This window comes from Pseudomonas sp. R3-57, assembly GCF_051132065.1.
Taxonomy (GTDB): Bacteria; Pseudomonadota; Gammaproteobacteria; order Pseudomonadales; family Pseudomonadaceae; genus Aquipseudomonas.
The window spans coordinates 3,932,564-3,951,988 of record NZ_CP071655.1; the positions used below are offsets into that span (position 1 = coordinate 3,932,564).

24 protein-coding genes, 1 tRNA gene and 1 pseudogene are annotated in these 19,425 nt (G+C 58.8%); 10 read left to right on the plus strand and 16 right to left on the minus strand.

The annotated features are described in order from the left end of the window. Positions 1 to 82: 82 nt before the first annotated feature. Both J3P93_RS17740 and J3P93_RS17745 read left to right on the plus strand, forming a co-directional pair. The gene (locus J3P93_RS17740; protein WP_434590208.1) at positions 83 to 385 is read left to right on the plus strand and encodes a hypothetical protein; all 303 of its coding nucleotides are present in this window, start codon (positions 83 to 85) and stop codon (positions 383 to 385) included. Positions 386 to 675: 290 nt separating this feature from the next. Beyond that, on the plus strand, positions 676 to 888 hold the full coding sequence (locus J3P93_RS17745) for a cold-shock protein (protein WP_003179963.1): 213 nt from the start codon (positions 676 to 678) through the stop codon (positions 886 to 888). A gap of 71 nt (positions 889 to 959) precedes the next feature. On the opposite strand, the gene J3P93_RS17750 is transcribed toward J3P93_RS17745, so the two are convergent. Both J3P93_RS17750 and J3P93_RS17755 read right to left on the minus strand, forming a co-directional pair. Further along, entirely contained in the window at positions 960 to 1,277 is a 318-nt protein-coding gene (locus J3P93_RS17750; protein ID WP_434590211.1) for an I78 family peptidase inhibitor, read from the minus strand. 169 nt (positions 1,278 to 1,446) lie between these two features. Next, a complete protein-coding gene (locus tag J3P93_RS17755) occupies positions 1,447 to 1,749 on the minus strand; it encodes a hypothetical protein (protein ID WP_434590214.1) in 303 nt (100 codons plus the stop codon). A 129-nt stretch (positions 1,750 to 1,878) separates the two neighbouring features. On the opposite strand from J3P93_RS17755, the gene J3P93_RS17760 reads away from it, so the two are divergent. Then, positions 1,879 to 2,091, plus strand: a complete 213-nt coding sequence (locus tag J3P93_RS17760; protein WP_434590217.1) for a hypothetical protein — start codon at positions 1,879 to 1,881, stop codon at positions 2,089 to 2,091. Positions 2,092 to 2,126: 35 nt separating this feature from the next. On the opposite strand, the gene J3P93_RS17765 is transcribed toward J3P93_RS17760, so the two are convergent. From J3P93_RS17765 to J3P93_RS17800, 8 genes are all read right to left on the minus strand, one after another. Next, positions 2,127 to 3,155: a nucleoside hydrolase gene (locus tag J3P93_RS17765; RefSeq protein WP_434590220.1), complete on the minus strand. Its 1,029-nt coding sequence runs from the start codon at positions 3,153 to 3,155 to the stop codon at positions 2,127 to 2,129. Positions 3,156 to 3,187: 32 nt separating this feature from the next. Further along, positions 3,188 to 3,592 carry a D-ribose pyranase gene (gene rbsD, locus J3P93_RS17770; RefSeq protein WP_206415796.1) on the minus strand — a complete coding sequence of 135 codons (405 nt, stop codon included), beginning with the start codon at positions 3,590 to 3,592 and terminating at the stop codon, positions 3,188 to 3,190. Then, entirely contained in the window at positions 3,589 to 4,506 is a 918-nt protein-coding gene (gene rbsK / locus J3P93_RS17775; RefSeq protein WP_434590224.1) for a ribokinase, read from the minus strand. Before rbsK ends, rbsD begins: the two co-directional genes overlap by 4 nt. Positions 4,507 to 4,530: 24 nt before the next feature. Further along, a complete protein-coding gene (locus J3P93_RS17780; RefSeq protein WP_434590227.1) occupies positions 4,531 to 5,550 on the minus strand; it encodes a LacI family DNA-binding transcriptional regulator in 1,020 nt (339 codons plus the stop codon). Between the two features lie 3 nt (positions 5,551 to 5,553). After that, complete coding sequence (locus J3P93_RS17785; protein ID WP_123448673.1) at positions 5,554 to 6,531, minus strand: ABC transporter permease; 978 nt, start codon at positions 6,529 to 6,531, stop codon at positions 5,554 to 5,556. Next, a complete protein-coding gene (locus tag J3P93_RS17790; protein WP_434590231.1) occupies positions 6,528 to 8,081 on the minus strand; it encodes a sugar ABC transporter ATP-binding protein in 1,554 nt (517 codons plus the stop codon). The genes J3P93_RS17785 and J3P93_RS17790 overlap by 4 nt, the downstream gene beginning before the upstream one ends. 56 nt (positions 8,082 to 8,137) lie before the next feature. Beyond that, positions 8,138 to 9,094, minus strand: a complete 957-nt coding sequence (locus J3P93_RS17795) for a sugar ABC transporter substrate-binding protein (RefSeq protein WP_434590234.1) — start codon at positions 9,092 to 9,094, stop codon at positions 8,138 to 8,140. Between the two features lie 201 nt (positions 9,095 to 9,295). Beyond that, a complete protein-coding gene (locus J3P93_RS17800) occupies positions 9,296 to 9,742 on the minus strand; it encodes a hypothetical protein (RefSeq protein ID WP_434590237.1) in 447 nt (148 codons plus the stop codon). A gap of 348 nt (positions 9,743 to 10,090) precedes the next feature. Here J3P93_RS17800 and J3P93_RS17805 point away from each other — a divergent pair, with 348 nt between their 5' ends. The 3 genes from J3P93_RS17805 to J3P93_RS17815 all read left to right on the plus strand — a co-directional run bounded on the left by J3P93_RS17805 (position 10,091) and on the right by J3P93_RS17815 (position 12,342). Further along, a complete protein-coding gene (locus tag J3P93_RS17805) occupies positions 10,091 to 11,179 on the plus strand; it encodes an asparaginase (RefSeq protein ID WP_093102799.1) in 1,089 nt (362 codons plus the stop codon). 199 nt (positions 11,180 to 11,378) lie between these two features. Then, positions 11,379 to 11,648 carry a DUF1654 domain-containing protein gene (locus J3P93_RS17810; RefSeq protein ID WP_090282667.1) on the plus strand — a complete coding sequence of 90 codons (270 nt, stop codon included), beginning with the start codon at positions 11,379 to 11,381 and terminating at the stop codon, positions 11,646 to 11,648. A 4-nt stretch (positions 11,649 to 11,652) separates the two neighbouring features. After that, positions 11,653 to 12,342: an endonuclease gene (locus J3P93_RS17815; protein WP_434590241.1), complete on the plus strand. Its 690-nt coding sequence runs from the start codon at positions 11,653 to 11,655 to the stop codon at positions 12,340 to 12,342. A 52-nt stretch (positions 12,343 to 12,394) separates the two neighbouring features. Here J3P93_RS17815 and J3P93_RS17820 read toward each other — a convergent pair whose 3' ends face one another. Further along, positions 12,395 to 13,306 carry a siderophore-interacting protein gene (locus J3P93_RS17820; RefSeq protein WP_434590244.1) on the minus strand — a complete coding sequence of 304 codons (912 nt, stop codon included), beginning with the start codon at positions 13,304 to 13,306 and terminating at the stop codon, positions 12,395 to 12,397. 85 nt (positions 13,307 to 13,391) lie between these two features. Then, positions 13,392 to 13,757, minus strand: coding sequence for an SPOR domain-containing protein (locus J3P93_RS17825; RefSeq protein WP_434590247.1), 366 nt, complete (start codon positions 13,755 to 13,757; stop codon positions 13,392 to 13,394). Positions 13,758 to 14,006: 249 nt separating this feature from the next. Between J3P93_RS17825 and csrA the strand changes: the two genes are divergently transcribed. After that, positions 14,007 to 14,201 carry a carbon storage regulator CsrA gene (csrA, locus tag J3P93_RS17830; RefSeq protein ID WP_003179932.1) on the plus strand — a complete coding sequence of 65 codons (195 nt, stop codon included), beginning with the start codon at positions 14,007 to 14,009 and terminating at the stop codon, positions 14,199 to 14,201. 225 nt (positions 14,202 to 14,426) lie between these two features. On the opposite strand, the pseudogene J3P93_RS17835 reads toward csrA, so the two are convergent. Further along, positions 14,427 to 14,567, minus strand: a pseudogene (locus J3P93_RS17835) (DUF2214 family protein); the annotation flags it as partial. Here J3P93_RS17835 and J3P93_RS17840 point away from each other — a divergent pair. Then, the gene (locus J3P93_RS17840; protein ID WP_434590250.1) at positions 14,499 to 14,702 is read left to right on the plus strand and encodes a hypothetical protein; all 204 of its coding nucleotides are present in this window, start codon (positions 14,499 to 14,501) and stop codon (positions 14,700 to 14,702) included. The pseudogene J3P93_RS17835 and the gene J3P93_RS17840 overlap by 69 nt on opposite strands. Positions 14,703 to 14,970: 268 nt before the next feature. Continuing rightward, complete coding sequence (locus J3P93_RS17845; protein ID WP_434590253.1) at positions 14,971 to 15,501, plus strand: GAF domain-containing protein; 531 nt, start codon at positions 14,971 to 14,973, stop codon at positions 15,499 to 15,501. Positions 15,502 to 15,627: 126 nt separating this feature from the next. Here J3P93_RS17845 and J3P93_RS17850 read toward each other — a convergent pair. Continuing rightward, a tRNA-Val gene (locus tag J3P93_RS17850) sits at positions 15,628 to 15,704 on the minus strand. 183 nt (positions 15,705 to 15,887) lie between these two features. On the opposite strand from J3P93_RS17850, the gene J3P93_RS17855 reads away from it, so the two are divergent. Beyond that, a complete protein-coding gene (locus J3P93_RS17855) occupies positions 15,888 to 17,171 on the plus strand; it encodes an NAD(P)/FAD-dependent oxidoreductase (RefSeq protein ID WP_434590256.1) in 1,284 nt (427 codons plus the stop codon). A gap of 45 nt (positions 17,172 to 17,216) precedes the next feature. Here J3P93_RS17855 and J3P93_RS17860 read toward each other — a convergent pair whose 3' ends face one another. Both J3P93_RS17860 and J3P93_RS17865 read right to left on the minus strand, forming a co-directional pair. Beyond that, entirely contained in the window at positions 17,217 to 18,188 is a 972-nt protein-coding gene (locus J3P93_RS17860) for an XdhC family protein (protein ID WP_434590259.1), read from the minus strand. A gap of 1 nt (position 18,189) precedes the next feature. After that, entirely contained in the window at positions 18,190 to 19,425 is a 1,236-nt protein-coding gene (locus J3P93_RS17865) for a c-type cytochrome (RefSeq protein WP_434590262.1), read from the minus strand.

A 19,425-nucleotide genomic window follows, 5' to 3' on the forward strand; every position in this document is an offset into this window, starting at 1 on the left:
CGTTTTTGTGCCAGAGTGCTGAACTAGATCGGCCCTTCAGCCCTCAGATAACAAGACATTGACCCACAAGGAGCATCCTCGCATGCGTCTGAACACCTTATTCGCCGTCGTCGCCCCTCTTGCTCTGCTGCTGCCGCTGAGCGCTCACGCCGACTGGCCGAAGGGCGAGCGTGAAAAATACATGGCGCAGTGCACCCAGGCGGCGATGCCGCAAATTGGCGCTGCTGCAGCCAAATCCCATTGCGCCTGTGGCGCTGATGCCATCAAGTCTTATCCGGCCAGTGATATTCAGTCATTGATGGACAACAAGGCCACCCCTGAACTGCAACAGAAAGCCCTCGGCCAGATCGCCAAATGCAAGGCAAATCCACCAGCGAAAAAATGAGAAAACCGCGCTTTCTGATCGGCTGAAAGCTGGAAAAAAGTGCTGGAAATGAAGCTTTTCAGACGATTTATGCAGGTTTTACAGGTTTTTTTATCGTCTTTACCTTTCGCTGCAAGCCTTTCAAACCGGGGCTTTCAGCAGAAACAGGTGGTAAAGAAAACACGACTGATTGGCAAACAGCACGTCCGGGGGGCTCCCAAAGCGAACATTTCGACTATGATACCCGGGTGTGCCCAGTTGGCCTGAGCAGCACAGTACTACTGAAAATATATGTTTCTTGGAGATACACCATGTCTAATCGCCAAACCGGCACCGTTAAATGGTTCAACGATGAAAAAGGCTTCGGCTTCATCACTCCTCAAGGTGGCGGTGACGACCTGTTCGTACACTTCAAAGCTATCGAATCCGACGGTTTCAAAAGCCTGAAAGAAGGCCAGACCGTCTCTTTCGTGGCTGAGAAAGGCCAAAAGGGTATGCAAGCTGCACAAGTTCGCCCAGAGTAATTTCCCGGCGCACTAAAAAAACCCCGTCCATGTGACGGGGTTTTTTGTGGCAGCAACAAAGTGGTTTGCGATCAGCCGCAGTTGACGCGGGTAACTACCAGATTGTTGTCGGTGTTGAGATTCAGCCGATCGGAACGGTATTCCAGGGTGATCATGTCGGTCGGCTTGAGGAACCGCGCATTTTGCGCACCGGCCTTGGCGCGCGCCTGCTCCAGGAGCTCCGGCGAAGCCTTCTTGCCGACGGTAAACTGCGCTGCCGTTGCTTCACAGCGGCTGTGACCGGTGTCGGTCGCCACACTATCCTTTGCCGACTCGCTGGAGCTCGTGCTGCAACCGGCCAACAGCGCAGCGGCGATGAGTGCACCCAGTGTCGCGAACTTCAAAGGCATGAAGCCTCCTTGATTTCAAAATGGTTAAGCTGAGATCGTGCGACCGCCAATCCGGCGTTTGGTTTCGCAAGCGAAGCCGTCACCCTGGCCGCACAATCGGAAAAACGCCGAGTGTGCCTGAGCGCACCAGCATTCTCAGCCCGCAATCGTGACTGAATATTAACGACGCTTAATAGACGTCGATGTAGTCATAAGGCGGATTCGGCCAGTTGTCCTTGAGCGCGTTGTAGATCTGCATGACCCAGACCTCATCGCTGGCCGCCACATTGCCGACATAACCGGACCCCTTCGCCCACGTCTCGAGGCGAAACAGCAGACCGTCGACATCCTGACCACCCGTGACCGTCGACAGGTAGGCGATACCGCCCTTGGTCACGCGCAATTGGGTGTGCACGTCATCACTGGCCGAGGCCAACAACTGGCGCACAGCCTCTACCGTCAGGCCGCCGGGAGTATTCAAATCGATTTGCACAGCACAGCCTCTGGATCGCTGGAAAAGACCAAGTGTCGCATAGCGCCCCGCTCATGCCTAAGTCGCAGTGCCAAGCGCACGACAAAATGGTTAACTCGACGTTCGGACTATCCACTCTTCGAGCGCCCCATGAACACCATCAACATCGACGCCGACATCAAAGCCAAATGGGCAGACGGACACAGCTCTTACAGCCCGGGCACCGCCGAGGAGCTTGCGTTGATTGGCATTGATCTGCTGGTCAAGGCGCTGGGCACCGAAGCAGCCCAGCAATTCATCAAGCAAGTGTTCGAGCGCTACCCTGTCGAGGTCACCGCGCAGGAACTGACTGAGAAAGGATAAAAAAACCCGCAGACTGGCACCTGCGGGCGGGTCGTTTATTTCAAGCGCTTGAGACGCTCGGTCAGCAGATCGAAGAAACCCTGGGCATCGCCATTCTCGACCCAGAATGCATTCTTCGGCGCCTTCAGGCCGTCGTACCAATCGACAATGGTCTGACCAAACGTCGGACCTTCACGACTGTCGACCACCACGTTGACCGCGCGGCCGGTGAACAGCTCGGGCTTGAGCAGATACGCGACGACGGTGGCGTCATGCACCGGGCCACCCGGAATGCCGTAGTGCTCCATATCGCCTTTGATGTATTCGTTAAGGATGTCGCCGACGATCTTGCTCGCATTGTTATTGAGCGCAGCGATCTGCTTCAGGCGGGCGTCACTGGTGAGGATCTTGTGGGTCACGTCCAGCGGCAGATACGTCAGCTTCACCCCGCTTTTGAGCACCACTTCCGCCGCTTGCGGGTCAGCGAACAGGTTGAATTCGGCTACAGGCGTGATGTTGCCGCCATTGAAATGCGCGCCGCCCATGATCACTACTTCCTTGATGCCCTGAACGATCTCCGGCTCCTGGATCAGCGCCAGCGCGAGGTTGGTCTGCGGACCGAGCATGGCGATGGTGATGCTGTGCGGCTTGGCCTTTTTCAGGGTGTCGATCAGGTAGTTGACCGCATTGCCTTCAGCCAGGCCCTTTTTCGGCTCGTGTACAGTGACGCCCGACAGGCCTTCCTTGCCATGGATGTTTTCGGCATAGATCGGCGTGCGCATCAGCGGCTTCGGCGCACCGGCGTACACCGGTACATCTTCGCGCCCTGCCCATTCGCGAGCCAGTCGGGCATTGCGCGAGGTTTTGTCCAGACGCACGTTGCCGGCCACGGTGGTCAGCGCGCGGATATGCAGCTCGTCCGGCGAGGCCAGCGCGAACAGCAAGGCGACCACGTCGTCAGCGCCGGGATCGGTGTCGATGATCAGATCGATTTTCTCCGCCGCCTGGGCGCCGGTGGCAGTGATAACGGACAAAAGCAGCAGACTCCGGAGCAATTGGTGCAGTTTCTGAGCATAACGTTGCATGGCGCATTCCTTGTGCAGATGAAATCAAAAAATCAGAATGTAACTCCCGCGACCAGCACGATGTTGCAGTACGGCTGGCATTCGCCCGTACGAACAATCGCTCGCGCCTGTCGGCTGAGTACCTTGAATTGCTCATGACCGAGCAGATCGCGACGGCCCAGAGCCCCCTCCTCGTTCAACGTTTCGAGCGCACTCAAGGCGCTCGGTTGTTTATCGAAGATTTCCTTGGCGATTGCGTGGCTTTCCACCTGCATCTCGCTGAGCACCACGTTGAGGGTGCTGATGAAATCCGGCACGCCGTGGGTCAGTGCCAGGTCGATCAGCTCGACACCCGGCGGCACGGGCAGCCCGGCATCGCCAATCACCACCATGTCGCCATGGCCGAGCGATGCGATCAGTCGCGACAATGCGATGTTGAGCAAAGGTGTTTTTTTCATACCGGTACAAAAGCCTTTACGTCGGACAAAGTAGGAATGGACGGTTGCGCGCCCGCGCGGGTGACTGACAGCGCGGCGGCGATCTGTCCGTAGCGAATGGCTGAAGCTTCGGATTGGCCATTCGCCAGTGCCGCGGCGAAACCACCGACAAACGTGTCCCCCGCCGCCGTGGTATCGACAGCCTGCACTTTCGGCGCAGGGAAATGCTCGAAGCCCTGACCATTGGCAAACAGCGAACCCTGCGCCCCGAGTGTGACGATGACCTTGCCGGCGCCCATGGCGATCAACCGGGTGGCCGCACTTTCTGCGGCCTGCAGCGAGTCCACCGGCATGCCGCTCAGTGCGGCCGCCTCGCTCTCGTTCGGAATCAGGTAATCGATTGCCGCAAACCAGTCTGCCGGCAGCGGACGACTGGCTGGCGCCGGATTGAGGATGACAATCTTGCCGAGGGCGCGTGCGCGCTTGAGCGCATGCCCTACGGTGGCGTCCGGAATTTCCAGTTGGCAGATAATCACGTCTGCCGCTTGCAGCACCGCGTCAAACCGGTCGATAACGGCTGGCGTCATGGCACCGTTGGCACCGGCGACGATGACGATGGCGTTCTGGCTGTTGTCATCGACCACAATCAGCGCCACTCCGCTGGAACCGTCAACACTACTCACGGCCTGGCAGTCGATCTGCTCGGCCAGCAGCGCATCACGCAACTGCACACCGTAATCGTCGTTGCCGACACAGCCGACCATCGCCACCTGCGCGCCGAGCCGTGCAGCAGCCACTGCCTGATTGGCGCCCTTGCCGCCGGACACCGTGGCAAACGAATGGCCGATCAGGGTTTCACCGCCGACGGGCAGCCGAGGCGCGCGGGTCACCAGATCCATATTCAGGCTGCCAATTACCACTACATTTGCGGGCATACATCATTACTCATCAATTCGGTTTCAGCGGTATTCGGTGAACACGCCGGACAGCGGTGCGGTCGATTCACGCAAGACAATACTTGGGGTAACGATGCGTTGATCGGTGCCCAGATTCGGCGTGGCGATCCTGCGCAGCAGCACCTCGGCGGCCATCTCACCGAGTTGCAGGATCGACTGCCCCACCGTGGTCAGCGCCGGGTACACGTAACGGCTCATCTGAATGTCATCGAAGCCGATGACCGACAACTCGCCAGGTACCCGCACGTTGCGTTCTGCTGCCGCGCGCAACACACCGATGCCGATCATGTCGTTACCGGCAAAAATCGCGCTCGGCGGATTGTTTTCCAGCAGCTTCGCCGCGGCGTTGTAGCCGCCCGTACTGGTAAAGTCACTTTCCAGCATGCGTTCCTGCCGCACCGCGATATCCGCCTCTGCCAACGCTCGGCAATAGCCGGCCTGACGCATCTGCGCAACACTGGTGCTCGCCGGGCCGCCGATAGTAGCGATGTCGCGATGACCCAATTCCAGCAGATGACGGGTTGCGAGGTACGCACCGTATTCGTGATCGATACGCACCAGATCGGCATCAACGCCTTCAAGACCACGGTCGACAATGACCATGGGCGTTTTCACCCCCGCCAGCCCCTGCGCCAGGGCGCTGTCACCGCCGGCAGACGCGAAGATCAGACCGTCGATGCGCTTTTCCAGCAACACACGCAAATAGCTGCGCTGCTTGTCAGGATTGTCATCGGAGTTGCAGAGAATCACGCAATAGCCGTTACGCTCGCAATAGTCCTCGATCCCGCGCGCCAGCTCGGCGAAGTAAGGGTTGAGACTGTTCGGCACCAACAGGCCAATGGTTGCCGTGGTCTTGGCTTTGAGCGACCGCGCCACCGCGCTCGGCACATAGTCGAGGCTCTGGATTGCCGCTTCGACTTTCAAGCGCACTTCCTTGCTGACCGGCCGGGTGTTGTTCACCACATGCGACACGGTCGTGTAGGAAATGCCTGCGAGCGCTGCCACATCCTTGATCGTTGCCATATATTAGCCCCGCCGACTGGCGCGCTGACTGCGGTAAGTGTCGAGCACCACCGCGATCACGATGACGGCGCCGGTGATGATGCGTTTGGTTGGCTCGGTCGCGCCGATCTGTGCCAGCCCCGCCGCCAATACCGAGATGATCAACACGCCGAAAAACGTACTGATGACCGAACCGCGCCCGCCCATCAGGCTGGTGCCGCCGATCACCACTGCGGCGATCACCTGCAGCTCAAGACCGGAGCCGGCATTCGGGTCAGCCGCTTCCAGACGGGAAATCTGAAACAGCGCCGCGATACCCGCCAGCAGGCCCATCAGGCTGAATACCAGAATCTTGTAGGGTTTCGGATTGATCCCCGCGAGCCGTACCGCCTCTTCATTGGTACCGATGCCGATCAGGTAGCGACCGAATACGGTGCGCGTCAGCACGGCCTGGGCGATGAAAATCACCAGCAAGGCAATGATGAACGACGGCGAAATACCGAAGGCGATCGGGTTCGACAGCCAGGCAAACGAATCACCGATGTAGGCAGTACGCGAGCCGGTCATCTGATACGCCAGACCACGGGCCATCTCCAGCACACCGAGCGACACGATAAAGGAAGGAATCCGCCAGGCCACCGTGATGGAACCGGTAACGGTGCCGGCAAGTGCCGCTACCGCCATACCAAGCAACGCCGACGGCAACACGCCCCAGCCCCAGCCGAGAATCGCCACGCTGACGGTCGAAGCCGCCAATGCCAGCACCGAACCGACCGAGAGGTCGATGCCGCCGATGATCAATACGAACGTCATGCCGACCGCCAGCACCATCAGATCGGGGATCTGGTTGGCCAGCGTGCTGAAGGTGTTATAGGACAGAAAGTGGCTGCTCAAGACCGAGAACAGCGCAATCATCGCCAGCAAGGCACCGGCCAGGCCCAGATAGGTGCCCAGGCCATAGAAGTTGCCACTACGTTTGCCGGCAGGAGATGCAGTTTTCATGGGAGATCCCTAGGCGCCGCTTCATTGAGCAACGCATCACGTTTTTGGTAGCCGGCGAAAGCGGCGGCAAGCAAGTCATCCTGGGTCCAGCTGTCGCGCTCGAAGGTATCGATCAGACGCCCTGCCGAGAGCACGCCGATGCGGTCGCAGATCAGCATCAGCTCGCGCAGGTCACTGGACACCACCACCAGCGCTTTGCCCTGCCGCGTCAGCTCACCGAGCAAGGCATAAATGTCGAACTTGGCGCCGACGTCGATGCCCCGGGTCGGCTCGTCGAACAGCAACACCGAACAGTCACGCTCCAGCCAGCGGCCGATGACAACCTTTTGCTGATTGCCCCCGGACAGCTCGGACACCAGTTGTGTCGGGCTCGAACTGCGGATGCGCATGGCGTCGATCTGACGCTGCGCCAAAGAGATTTCATCGCCATTGTTGACGAAACCACCGCTGGAAATTTCCGGCATGTTGCCCAGCGCAATGTTGGCGCTGATCGACTGACTGAGCAGCAGCCCCTCGCCTTTACGGTCCTCGGTGATCAATGCAATGCCATGCCGCACTGCATCGACTGGCGAGCGCACACTGACTGCCTTCGCTGGCGAGCCGAGCGCGATGGTGCCACTGTCGGCTGCGTCCGCGCCGAAGATCAGCCGTAGCAGTTCGGTACGCCCTGCCCCGATCAGTCCGGAAATCCCGAAGATTTCCCCGGCACGCACTTCGAACGAGACATCACGGACTTTGTCACCGCGAGTCAGTCCGTTGATCGTCAAGGCCGGCGCGCCTATCTTGCGCGGACCCATGTCGATGTGTTCGCCCAATGCGCGACCGACCATCAGCGTGACCAGTTGCTCGCTGTTGTAATTGGCCATCGGCTCGACGCAAACCAGATTGCCGTCCCGCAACACGGCAATGCGCTGCGCGACGCGGGCGAGTTCTTCGAGACGGTGGGAAATGTAGATGATCGAGACGCCGCGCGCCTGCAATCGGGTGATCTGCTCAAAGAGCATTTCGACTTCGCGGGCCGTGAGCATCGCGGTCGGCTCGTCAAGAATCAGCACATGGCAATCGCCAATCAGGTTGCGGGCGATTTCGACCATTTGCTGATGGCCGATACCCAGCTCGCCGACCAGCGTATCCGGATCGATCGCATCAAGACCGACCTGCGCCATGGCCTCAATAGCCGCTTTGCGCAGTTGCTTGCGGCTGATCCAGCCGCCGTTGCTCGGCAAATTGTCGAGAAACAGGTTTTCCGCCACCGACAGGGTCGGTAACAGATTGAGTTCTTGCATGACCATGCGCACACCAAGCTCTTCGGCCTGGGTGCGACTGCCCGGGCGATAGTCCTTGCCGTGGAATTGCATCTGGCCGGTGGTCGGCGTAACGAGACCGCCGATGATCTTCGACAGGGTGCTTTTGCCGGCGCCATTCTCGCCGGTCAGCGCCAGCACTTCACCGCGCATCAGCGTCAGATCGATGCCGGCAAGCACCGGTTGCGCATAGGTCTTACCGATACCGCTGACCGAGAGGACAGCGTTCGGGGCGGAAACTGACATAGATAACTCTCCGTGCGCTCGCCCGGACGGACGAGCGCCATTGTGTCGCCAGAAGCTTACTGAGTGACCAGCTCGACCGGTGTTTCAATCACGCCGTTGGCACCGCTGTCGACTTTCTCGCCCTTGATGATCTTCAGCGCAGTCTCGATGCCGAACACCGCCTGTTTGGCGGCGAACTGGTCAGCCGTGGCCAGCACGCGACCGTCCTTGAGCATCGGCTTGATCGCATTGATGTTGTCGTAACCGACGACCTTCACCTGACCCGCCTTGCCGGCAGCACGGACGGCGGAAACGGCGCCGACTGCCATGCTGTCGTTGCCGGTCAGCAACGCTTTGACGTTCGGGTATTCACTGAGAATCGAAGCGGCGACCTTGTTGCCCTTGTCGATTTCCCAGTCACCGGATTGCAGGGAAACGATCTTGATCTGCGCAGCCTCCATCGCATCCTTGAAGCCAGCCGTACGTTGCTGGGCATTGGTGGTCGTGGACACACCTTCAATGATGCCGACTTCGTCACCGGCCTTGAGCTGCTTGGCCAGGTATTCACCGACCAGGCGCGCACCTTTACGGTTGTCGGGTCCTACGAAAGGGACGCTGATGTTTTTGCTTTTGACGATTGCCGGATCAAGCTGATTGTCGATATTGATCACGGTAATACCGGCATCGACGGCCTTCTTGATCACCGGCACCATGGCTTTGGAGTCCGAGGGTGCGATAACCAGCGCATCGACCTTGGCGAGGATCATCTGCTCGACAATCTTCGTCTGGCCTGCGGTATCGGTTTCGTCCTTGATGCCGTTGGAGATCAGGTCGAAATCGGCGGAGTGTTCTTTCTGGTAGGCCTTGGCGCCGTCTTCCATGGTCAGGAAGAACTCGTTGGCCAGGGATTTCATGACCAGGGCGACTTTGGGTTTTTCAGCGGATTCGGCGAACGCCGAGGAGACAGGTAGCGCGGCGGCTGTGGCAGCCAGCATAGCGACAGCAAGAAGACGTCCAGCGAATGGCAGCTTCATGGGTTCACTCCGATCTTATGATTATTGTGAGCAACGCTTGCGCTGGCGTAAGCTACATCGCTTGCAGACGGGGCGACAGCACCGGAGGTAAGCGACGCAAACGTTTGCGTAGACCGAACTATGCGAATCCCGCCGACATTTGTCAACAATCAGAAATCGTCATTTATTGTAGGGCGAATCCGCCGATTCGCCCCTTCTGCGTCAAACCGTGGTGTTCACCACATTGCCGCTGGTTGAACCCTGAGACATTTCCTTGACCAGCGCAGCGGCGACTTCCGTCATTGCGGCGCTGGTCTGCGCGATCTGCCCTTGAATCGACATCACCGCCTGGGACTTGGCTTCGGGTGTCGGGTAGCTCTTGGCCTGGGCGGCGGCCAACTGCTGCTGTTGCTCTTGAAGCTGCTTTTGCAATTCCTGCATGCGCTTGAGGAGCATTTTCACGGTGGTGTTGAGGTTGCTGCTGCCTTCGGTTTTGCTCTCCTCGGGCGCGGCGCCACCGGTCCTGACCTGATTACTCTTGTCTTTTTCAACGCCCAGGGCCTCGGTAGAAGCGTCCTTGCCCGCGTCGTTCAACGTGTTGATCGTTGCTGCGGTTTTACCGCCAATGGTGACAGCACCCGGATTTGCAAAGCCGACCGTCAGTGACATGTGTATCCCCAGATTTCAGATTCCTTGAACACCCATCGGCGCCTGGCCGAATTTCTTTAGCAGAAAATCGAAAATCGGCCAGCCGACGGGCTCGACAGCGCTCGTAGTCTTTTTCGGAGAGCCGAACGCGAAAGCTCTCTTTGTTCGGGAAACCGGATAAACCCACGCGCCCAACTTTTACTTACACCTGAAATCTTGATGTAAATCATCAGGTTAAGCATTTTGGCGGGGCACAGTACGGCTGGTACAGATCCTGCTCCCTTCATCGCACCCCGGGCATCCAGATCGGCTTGGGGCGCATCTAGATGAACCTGCATCAGCACCGTCTCACTACTAGAGAGAAAAATAATGAAATCTGCTTTCAACACTTTGGTTCCGGGCGCATTGGCCCTCCTCCTGCTCCTGCCCACCGCCCTTCAGGCCAAAGAAGCCGAAACCCAGACCAAGCTGGCCAACGTCGTGGTCCTCGCTACCGGCGGCACGATTGCCGGTGCCGGCGCCAGCGCCGCCAACAGTGCTACCTATCAGGCCGCGAAGGTCGGTGTCGAGCAACTGATTGCCGGCATTCCCGAACTGAGCAAGCTGGCCAACGTACGTGGCGAACAAGTCATGCAGATCGCCTCGGAAAGCATCACCAACGAAAACCTGCTGCAACTGGGCCGCCGCGTCGCCGAACTGGCCGACAGCAAGGATGTCGATGGCATCGTTATCACTCATGGCACCGACACTCTGGAAGAAACCGCTTACTTCCTGAACCTGGTGGAGAAAACCGACAAGCCAATCATCGTGGTCGGCTCGATGCGTCCGGGTACCGCCATGTCCGCCGATGGCATGCTCAACCTGTATAACGCCGTGGCCGTGGCCAGCAGCAAAGAAGCGCACGGCAAAGGCGTACTGGTGACCATGAACGATGAAATCCAGTCCGGTCGCGACGTCAGCAAAATGATCAACATCAAGACCGAGGCGTTCAAAAGTGCCTGGGGCCCGTTGGGCATGGTCGTTGAAGGCAAGTCCTACTGGTTCCGCTTGCCGGCCAAGCGTCACACCATGGATTCTGAATTCGACATCAAGAACATCAAGAGCCTGCCTGACGTAGAAATTGCCTATTCCTACGGCAACGTCAGCGATACTGCCTACAAGGCGCTCGCGCAGTCCGGCGCCAAGGCGATCATTCACGCCGGCACCGGCAACGGTTCGGTGTCCTCGCGCGTCGTCCCGGCCCTGCAAGCGCTGCGCAAGGATGGCGTACAGATCATTCGCTCGTCCCACGTCAACGCTGGCGGCTTCGTTCTGCGCAACGCCGAACAACCTGACGACAAGTACGACTGGGTCGTTGCTCACGACCTGAACCCGCAGAAAGCCCGGATCCTGGCGATGGTCGCGCTGACCAAGACCAACGACAGCAAAGAGCTGCAACGGATGTTCTGGGAATATTGAGTGCTCTCCGCCCGGTCCATTCGTGATCGGGCAATTCACGCATCACCCGTCTGCCAAAGCGGGTGATGCGCTGCTTACTGCCATCGCGCACTTTTCGCACAAAAAAATCGATTCCTCCCACACCAAAATCGGAAAACCACTGTCAGAGGATTTTCTTGAATTTTAAGCAGTTGCGAAAACGCTTACAGTTAAATACTGTATGCACGTACAGCTTAATAAGGATAACCTCGTGGCCACCTCCCCTGATGCTCCTGACGCTTACGAACGCATGGGTATGCGCGTTCAGAAAATCATCAATTCCCCCACCGCCCAAAAAGCCAAAGCCGCCCTGATCTTCCGCCTGCCAGACGAGCCGATGGACGACTGGGAGCGCCTGCTTGAGGAAATCGACGAGAACGACAATGTCACCCTCGCTTATCGCGACGACGGTGGCGTACAGATTTTTTGGGTTGTACCGAAGGAAGATTGATTCAATGAGTGTCCGCTGTTTTGCGTTTCTGTTGCTGCTTGTCGCCATGGGTGCTCAGGCCGGCGCCCCCCGAACTTTTTCCGAAGCCAAGAAGGCGGCCTGGAAACTCTATGCGCCCCAGTCCACGGAGTTTTATTGCGGGTGCAAATACACCGGTAACCGGGTTGATCTGAAAGCCTGCGGCTACGTCCCGCGCAAGAGCGCCAAGCGCGCCTCACGCATCGAGTGGGAGCACATTGTGCCGGCCTGGCAAATCGGCCATCAGCGCCAATGCTGGCAGACCGGTGGACGCAAGAATTGCACACGCTACGACCCGGTCTACCAGAAAGCCGAGGCCGATCTGCACAACCTGGTCCCGAGCATTGGCGAGGTGAATGGTGACCGCAGCAACTTCAGCTTCGGCTGGTTGCCGGTGCAATCGGGCCAATACGGCTCGTGCCTGACTCAAGTCGATTTCAAGGCAAAGAAGGTCATGCCCCGCCCTTCGATCCGCGGCATGATCGCCCGGACGTACTTCTACATGAGCAAGCAGTACGGCTTGCGCCTGTCGAAACAGGATCGAAAATTGTATGAGGCGTGGGACAAGACCTATCCGGTGCAAGACTGGGAGCTTCAGCGCAATCAGAGCGTGGCGTGTGTGATGGGACGCGGCAACGAATTCGTCGGCCCGGTGAACATGAAAGCCTGCGGCTGAATCAGCGGACAAAAGAAAGCCTCGAATGTCATGTTCGAGGCTTTTTTATTGGCTAATTAGCCGCCTTGTTGTGTCGCCAGTAACCCATCAGATTGAGCGACTCACGCGGCAGACCGCAGTCCTTGATCAGATATTTGCGCAAGCTCATCACCGCTGCAGACTCTCCGGCGATCCAGCCGTAAAATCCATCCGGGGCGGTATCAGCGATCTCCCAAAGAATGTCTTTTTCGATATCAACATCAGCCAGCTCAGGTGATTGGGCAACCGAGGCCGCATGGACTGGCAAAACAGCTGTCCGCACGGCTTGCACCATCAAGGTTCCAGCGACCGACTCGCTCGCTTGGTCGCGAATCAGCCACTGCACCGACAACTCCGGCCAATCGGGAACGGCAAGCATGTCCTGCAGGCTGTCCACTTCGAAAAACGCCTGGACATGCGGCGGCGCCGAAGACCTCGCCAACTGATCCAGTATGCCCATCGCGGCCGGCAGCGCTGTCGCATCGGCAACCAGCAACAATTGCTTAAGGGTTTGCGGCGGCTTCCACTCAAAACCGCCCGCCTCCTTCGCCGAGTATTGCCGGTCAGGTGCAAGGATCTGCATCGCATCGCCTGGCTGCGAATGCAGTGCCCAGCGCGACGCCGGACCGGTCTCGCCGTGCAGGACAAAATCGATATCGACTTCGCCCTGCCCGGCGCGCAAGTGGCGAATGGTGTAGGTGCGCATCGCCGGGCGTCGATCCGCGAGCATCGCGCGAAACCGAGCGTACCAGCCGTCCTCCTGCGCGAGCTTCGCGTGCGAACCATTGGCCGCCGGGAAAAACAGTTTCACCCGCTGATCCGGCGCCCAGGTAGCCATCTCAGCCACTGACGGACCCGCCAATGTGATGCGCATCAGGTGCGGGCTCAACCGGGTCTTGCGATGCAGGGTTGTATCAAACAGCTTGTACGGGTTGGCGGAGGCCATGGGAGCTCCTTCTGGAAATCATCAGCGACTGCAAAGGAACGAGTCGCGCGTGACAGCCTTTAGGCTGATCCGCCAAGTGGATGGGTCATGGCGCGATCGGGTGCTCGATCAGCACCGATTCGATGTTCTGTTTTTTCGCCTTGACCAGCGCCGCGTCCACCTGCACCTTCCGTGCTTCGGCCTCGGCTTTGGAATTGAACGGGCCAATCAGAATTCGCGTTTTGCCGCCGCTGTCCTTGATGACCGTCGGCACGAAAGCATGCTCGATCAACCAGCCACTCAGATCACTGACCGCCTGCGGCGTTTCTCCACGCACCTCGAGATCCCATTGCGGAGCAGCGGCGACTGCCGGCGCTGCAACGGCAGTTTTCGGCGTCGGCAGATCACCTTGCTTGCCCTCTCCACAGCCCGCCAGTACCAGTGCTGCGATTACCCAGACCAATTTGCGCACAACGCTTTCCTCGAAAATCCCAAAGCCGCGATCTTATCATTCATAAATCTTCGCGAGCCCCGCAAAATGGGCACAAAACAACGAGATTGATGCTTGCAGCCTCTGTATAGTTACGCCCTGGGAATTAATGCCGCTTCTGCGCGTCAGAAAGAGGCACCCAAACCGTGAGACTTCGCACTAATCTATACGTACCACCGACCTCTGCACTGTCTGAATCAGGTGCCCTACAAAGCAATCAAGGAGAAGACCATGCTGATACTCACCCGCAAAGTCGGTGAAAGCATAAACATTGGCGACGACATCACTATCACCATTCTGGGCGTTAGCGGCCAACAGGTTCGCATTGGCATCAACGCACCAAAAAACGTGGCCGTGCACCGTGAAGAGATTTACCAGCGCATCCAGGCTGGCCTGACCGCTCCGGACAAGCCACAAACGCCTTGAGTCGCATCGCAGTCAGTAGCCAGTCCGTTTACCTCGTGGAATGACTGGCTAGAGCTTTACGCGCCGTTTTGCCATCCGCTTCCCACATCGCTGGGCACGGCGCCTGACACGCAAGTCCCGCCTTCACTTCAACACGCCATTCCTCCCGTTGCCCGCCAGATACTACCTGCCATCTCAAAGACTGGCTGTCGGACGTTTCCGACAGAGCACAGGGAATTCGCACCGCTAAACAAATGTCACGCCACGCGCCATTCCGGTCGCTGCGATCATCATCAACATCAATAACAACGCCTCGACATGGCTGATCCGGGCGTACAGCCCGGCCCGCCCTGTCGCGAGCGCTTCGCCGCGCGCCAAGGCGCTCCGCTCGGCACAATCGTGACGCGCGTAACACGTCGAATCGAATCGTCAGCAAAAGAAAAAAGCCAAATCGCAGGCAAAAAAAATCCCAAGCAGCTGATGGAAGCTTGGGATTTAAAAATGCATAAACCGTGGTGGTGAACGCGGGGCGGATATTACTGAAACCCACCTGCTGCCACAACCGTTTTCTGATAACCGGTTGGTCCAATAGCACTGTAACCCCTTCAATATCCACATTATTTTAGTGGATGCTGGACTAACGTACCTGAAAGCGAACGGTCTGTGCAGGAAATGGTCCTGTGACAAAGGTCCGCGAGGAAGGCTACGCTAATGACGCTGGCAAGAACCTTGGTTGATACGATGCCAGGGCAGGCTCGGCAACGCAGAAGCAATCTGGAGATTTGAACGTATGGAAATGAGTGAGACTGTTCTCAAAGCATCCCTGAGTGCAGAAGAACGCTCGGCGATTGCCGAAATCGAAGCAACAACGAATATCTTGCAGCTTGTAACGCGCTTGACCGGAACACGCTTCGCCGGGATCGCAAAATTCACCGAAACCGAATGGATAGTTTGCTCGGCGTACGATCCGATCGAGCTTGGTATCAACGTCGGCGATACCCTGGATCTGGAGACCACGCTTTGCAGCGAGTTCCGGCGAGACCCCAAGGTGCTTTTCCTGCCGAAAATCAGTGACGACGGTCGGCTGTGCTCACGTCCAGTCGTGAAGCAATTTGCGATCGAGAGCTATGCAGGGGCGCCTGTTTTTCTGCCGGATGGAAGATTGTGGGGAGCATTGTGCGCGTTGGATTCAAGGGCTGTGCTGTTCGATAACCCGGACCTTGCCGACACACTGACACTGTTCGCAAGGCTCATAGGCTGTATTTTCTTCACAAATCTGGCGGTGGAAGAAAGCGGACGCAGCGAACCGCAGAGCGCCTGACCGCACACGCTTGGAAGCCCTTTCATTTTGGTTGGTCACCAAGCGGATTTGGCAAATCCCAGACAACAAAAAAGGGCTCACCTTTCGGTGAGCCCTTCTAGACCGCCCAGCAGAGCGGATTTTGTTTGGTAGGCGCGATTGGACTCGAACCAACGACCCCCACCATGTCAAGGTGGTGCTCTAACCAACTGAGCTACGTGCCTGCTGTGAGGCGGCATTCTACGGAATTCCGGAGGGGTGTCAACACCTTTTTTTCACCTAACCCTATGAATATGCAAAATATTTAATTTGCCCCCGGCAACGCGGTTTTTCCGGTGGCTGGCGGAGGTTTTTCAACTCGGGTAGGATCAGCGCACTCGTAAAATATATTAAACAGAGGCGGCAGGATGGCGAACACCCCTTACCCAGAGTCTTATTACGCTGCGTCGGCCAACGCCGCGCCGTCACGTCCGGCGCTGCAGGATGATGTGGAGACGGATGTCTGTGTGATTGGCGCCGGGTACACCGGGCTGTCCTCGGCACTGTTTCTGCTGGAGAACGGTTTTCGCGTGACCGTGCTGGAAGCGGCCAGGGTCGGCTTCGGCGCCTCGGGGCGCAATGGCGGGCAGATCGTCAACAGTTACAGCCGGGACATTGACGTGATCGAACGCAGTGTCGGCCCGAAGCAAGCGCAATTGCTTGGGCAGATGGCCTTCGAGGGCGGCCGGATCATTCGCGAGCGTGTCGCCAAATACAATATTCAATGCGATTTGAAGGACGGTGGCGTGTTCGCCGCCCTCACGCCCAAGCAGATGGGCCATCTGGAATCGCAGAAGCGCCTCTGGGAGCGCTTCGGCCATTCGCAACTTGAGCTGCTCGATCAGCGCCGTATTCACGAAGTCGTCGGTTGTGAGCAATACGTCGGCGGCATGCTCGACATGAGCGGCGGGCATATCCATCCGCTGAACCTGGCGCTCGGCGAAGCGGCGGCGGTTGAATCTCTCGGCGGCACTGTCTATGAACAGTCGCCGGCGGTGCGTATCGAACGCGGTGCCAACCCGGTTGTGCATACGCCGCAAGGCAAGGTCAGGGCCAAATTCATCATCGTGGCGGGCAATGCCTACCTCGGCAATCTGGTACCGGAGCTGGCAGCCAAATCGATGCCGTGCGGCACTCAGGTGATCACCACCGAGCCATTGGGCGATGAGTTGGCCAAAGCACTGCTGCCGCAGGATTACTGCGTCGAAGACTGCAACTACCTGCTCGACTACTACCGCCTGACGAGAGACAAGCGCCTGATCTTCGGCGGCGGTGTGGTGTATGGCGCGCGCGACCCGGCCAATATCGAGGCGATCATCCGTCCGAAAATGCTCAAGGCTTTTCCGCAGCTCAAGGACGTGAAGATTGACTACGCCTGGACCGGAAACTTCCTGCTGACGCTGTCGCGTTTGCCACAGGTGGGTCGTCTTGGCGACAACATCTATTACTCGCAAGGTTGCAGCGGCCATGGCGTCACGTACACACACCTGGCGGGCAAGGTGTTGGCCGAAGCGTTGCGCGGTCAGGCCGAGCGTTTCGATGCGTTCGCCGATCTGCCGCACTACCCGTTCCCGGGCGGACAGTTGCTGCGCACACCGTTCGCCGCACTCGGCGCTTGGTATTACGGACTGCGCGATAAATTCGGGATGTAAAAAAAGGGGCCGCTGAACAGCGGCCCCTTTTTCATCAACGTAGACTCAGAGCTGGTCCCGAGGAATCCCGCTACGAATCCGCACGATATCCGCCAGTACCGCCAAGGCGATTTCTGCCGGCGTCTTGCTGCCGAGATTGAGACCGATCGGCGCATGTATCCGCGCCAGCTCGCCCTCCCCCAGACCGCCAATCCGACGCAAACGCTCGAAGCGCTTTTGCGAAGTCTGCAGTGAACCCATCACACCGATGTAGAAGGCTTCGGTGCGCACCGCTTCCATCATCGCCAGATCGTCGATGCGTGGATCGTGAGTCAGCGCCACCACCGCGGTGTCACGATGACAGCCGCCGTCAGCAATGAACACCGACGGCAACTGCCGGCGAATTTCCACGCCTTCGAGTATGACTCCCTCAAGCACTTCATCACGCGGATCGCAGAGAATCACCTCGAAGCCCAGACCTACGGCGAACTCGGCGCACGCCTGCGCGACGCTGGAGTAGCCAGCGAGCAACAAGCGCTGCGCCGCGCCGATACGAATGCGCACCCGATCAATCTCACGCTCGATCCGCGCGCCCTGCTCGCGATCAACGAACAGACCACGCGCACCATTGGCCAGATCGACCTCACGAATCAGACGACGCTGACCAAGCAGCGCCGATTCCAGTTCGCGCAGATGCGCCTGCACCTCGCAGCCGGCATCGAGTTTTTCCACCAGCACATCAAGAATGCCGCCACAGGGCAGACTGACCCGCGAGCGCGGATCGTCACCCTCGCCGTAGCGCACAACGTTGGCAGCATCATGAAACGCACCCTCGGCGACGCGCTGGAGAAAATCCTCCTCGACGCAACCACCGGACAGCGATCCGATCCACTGCCCGCCGTCGTTCACCGCCAACAGCGAACCCGGCGCGCGCGGTGCCGAGCCATAGGTGGCCAGCACCGTGCACAGCCAGATACGCTGCCCGGCCAGTGACCACTCCAACGCCCGGCGCACCACTTGCAGATCGAGATGCTGCATATCAGTGCGCCTTGTGCTCGATCGACGATGCGTCGGCTTGCAACTTGTGCACCTCGCTCACCACCAGCTCCGCCGATTGCCCGCCCCAGCCTTGACGCAGGTAGTTGAGCAGATCGGTCAGTTGCTCAGGACTGAGCTTGTCGGCGAAACCCGGCATCGGTTGCATGTGCTCGAACCCGGAGAATTTCTGTTCGCCGATGCCGTCCTCGATCACCCGCAGCAGGTTACGCGGATCTTCCAGACGCAACGTGGTGTTGCCGCGCATGGCCACCGCAATGTGCGGCTTGCCTTCGCCACCCGCCGCGTGGCAACCGGCGCAGACGTTCAGGTATTCCTGACGGCCACGCTGGGCGCTGGCGCCGAGCTGCGCGACCGGCACTTCAACCAGCGCCTTGGCTGCCGGCGGTTGCTCGCCCAGCAGGAAAGTCGCCATGGCCGCCAGATCCGCATCCTTGAGACCCTGGGTGCTGTTATGAAACACCGGGAACATCTCGTTGAACATCGTGCCCTGCGCACTCATGCCGTGTTTAAGAAACGTCGCCAGATCCTGCTGGTTCCAGCCGCGCGCAGCCAGATCGGTGGCGAGCAGGCTCGGCGCCAGGTAGCCGTTGAGGATGCCGCCAGTCAGACGCTTGTCCAATTGCATCGCTCCCGGCAGACCGCGCGGGGTGTGGCATTCGCCGCAGTGGCCGAGCACTTCGACCATGTACTGGCCGCGCTTCCACGCTTCGCTTTTGCCTTCGGCTGGTTCCAGCTTCAGAGCGCTGCCATAGAGCATGTTCCAGCCCATCAGGCCCGGGCGCACGTTAAACGGGAAGCTCAGGCTGGTGACCGGCGCGGCGCGCTCGATCGGCTCGATGGTTTTCAGGTAGGCATGAATCGCGTCGGAGTCTGCACGCGGCATCAAGTGATACGAGGTGTACGGCATCGCCGGATACAGGTTCGCCCCGTCGCGCCGCTTGCCTGCGGTCAGCGCAGCAAAGAACTCGTCATCGCTATACAAACCGATACCGTACTTTTTGCTCGGAGTGATGTTGGTGCCGTAGATCGTGCCGAACGGCGAGACGATCGGCAGTCCACCGGCAAATGGCGCACCACCGGCGGCGGTGTGGCAGGCCATGCAGTCGGCAGCGCGGGCGAGGTATTCGCCGCGTTTGACTTGCTCATCGGCATGAGCGAACAACGCTGGCGCGGCAAGGCCGACCGCCAGCGTCAGGCGGGTCAGTAAACGCTTCAT

Excerpts from the sequence above, each read along its gene's own strand:
- J3P93_RS17780 (WP_434590227.1), bottom strand. The coding sequence starts at position 5,550 with ATGGCAACGATCAAGGATGTGGCAGCGCTCGCAGGCATTTCCTACACG.
- J3P93_RS17815 (WP_434590241.1), top strand. The coding sequence starts at position 11,653 with ATGAGTGTCCGCTGTTTTGCGTTTCTGTTGCTGCTTGTCGCCATGGGT.
- rbsK (WP_434590224.1), bottom strand. The coding sequence starts at position 4,506 with ATGCCCGCAAATGTAGTGGTAATTGGCAGCCTGAATATGGATCTGGTG.
- J3P93_RS17805 (WP_093102799.1), top strand. The coding sequence starts at position 10,091 with ATGAAATCTGCTTTCAACACTTTGGTTCCGGGCGCATTGGCCCTCCTC.
- J3P93_RS17760 (WP_434590217.1), top strand. The coding sequence starts at position 1,879 with ATGAACACCATCAACATCGACGCCGACATCAAAGCCAAATGGGCAGAC.
- J3P93_RS17855 (WP_434590256.1), top strand. The coding sequence starts at position 15,888 with ATGGCGAACACCCCTTACCCAGAGTCTTATTACGCTGCGTCGGCCAAC.
- J3P93_RS17820 (WP_434590244.1), bottom strand. The coding sequence starts at position 13,306 with ATGGCCTCCGCCAACCCGTACAAGCTGTTTGATACAACCCTGCATCGC.
- J3P93_RS17740 (WP_434590208.1), top strand. The coding sequence starts at position 83 with ATGCGTCTGAACACCTTATTCGCCGTCGTCGCCCCTCTTGCTCTGCTG.
- J3P93_RS17865 (WP_434590262.1), bottom strand. The coding sequence starts at position 19,425 with ATGAAGCGTTTACTGACCCGCCTGACGCTGGCGGTCGGCCTTGCCGCG.
- J3P93_RS17800 (WP_434590237.1), bottom strand. The coding sequence starts at position 9,742 with ATGTCACTGACGGTCGGCTTTGCAAATCCGGGTGCTGTCACCATTGGC.
- J3P93_RS17750 (WP_434590211.1), bottom strand. The coding sequence starts at position 1,277 with ATGCCTTTGAAGTTCGCGACACTGGGTGCACTCATCGCCGCTGCGCTG.
- rbsD (WP_206415796.1), bottom strand. The coding sequence starts at position 3,592 with ATGAAAAAAACACCTTTGCTCAACATCGCATTGTCGCGACTGATCGCA.
- J3P93_RS17795 (WP_434590234.1), bottom strand. The coding sequence starts at position 9,094 with ATGAAGCTGCCATTCGCTGGACGTCTTCTTGCTGTCGCTATGCTGGCT.
- J3P93_RS17790 (WP_434590231.1), bottom strand. The coding sequence starts at position 8,081 with ATGTCAGTTTCCGCCCCGAACGCTGTCCTCTCGGTCAGCGGTATCGGT.
- J3P93_RS17840 (WP_434590250.1), top strand. The coding sequence starts at position 14,499 with ATGGCTGATCCGGGCGTACAGCCCGGCCCGCCCTGTCGCGAGCGCTTC.
- J3P93_RS17765 (WP_434590220.1), bottom strand. The coding sequence starts at position 3,155 with ATGCAACGTTATGCTCAGAAACTGCACCAATTGCTCCGGAGTCTGCTG.
- J3P93_RS17860 (WP_434590259.1), bottom strand. The coding sequence starts at position 18,188 with ATGCAGCATCTCGATCTGCAAGTGGTGCGCCGGGCGTTGGAGTGGTCA.
- csrA (WP_003179932.1), top strand. The coding sequence starts at position 14,007 with ATGCTGATACTCACCCGCAAAGTCGGTGAAAGCATAAACATTGGCGAC.
- J3P93_RS17810 (WP_090282667.1), top strand. The coding sequence starts at position 11,379 with ATGCACGTACAGCTTAATAAGGATAACCTCGTGGCCACCTCCCCTGAT.
- J3P93_RS17845 (WP_434590253.1), top strand. The coding sequence starts at position 14,971 with ATGGAAATGAGTGAGACTGTTCTCAAAGCATCCCTGAGTGCAGAAGAA.
- J3P93_RS17785 (WP_123448673.1), bottom strand. The coding sequence starts at position 6,531 with ATGAAAACTGCATCTCCTGCCGGCAAACGTAGTGGCAACTTCTATGGC.
- J3P93_RS17745 (WP_003179963.1), top strand. The coding sequence starts at position 676 with ATGTCTAATCGCCAAACCGGCACCGTTAAATGGTTCAACGATGAAAAA.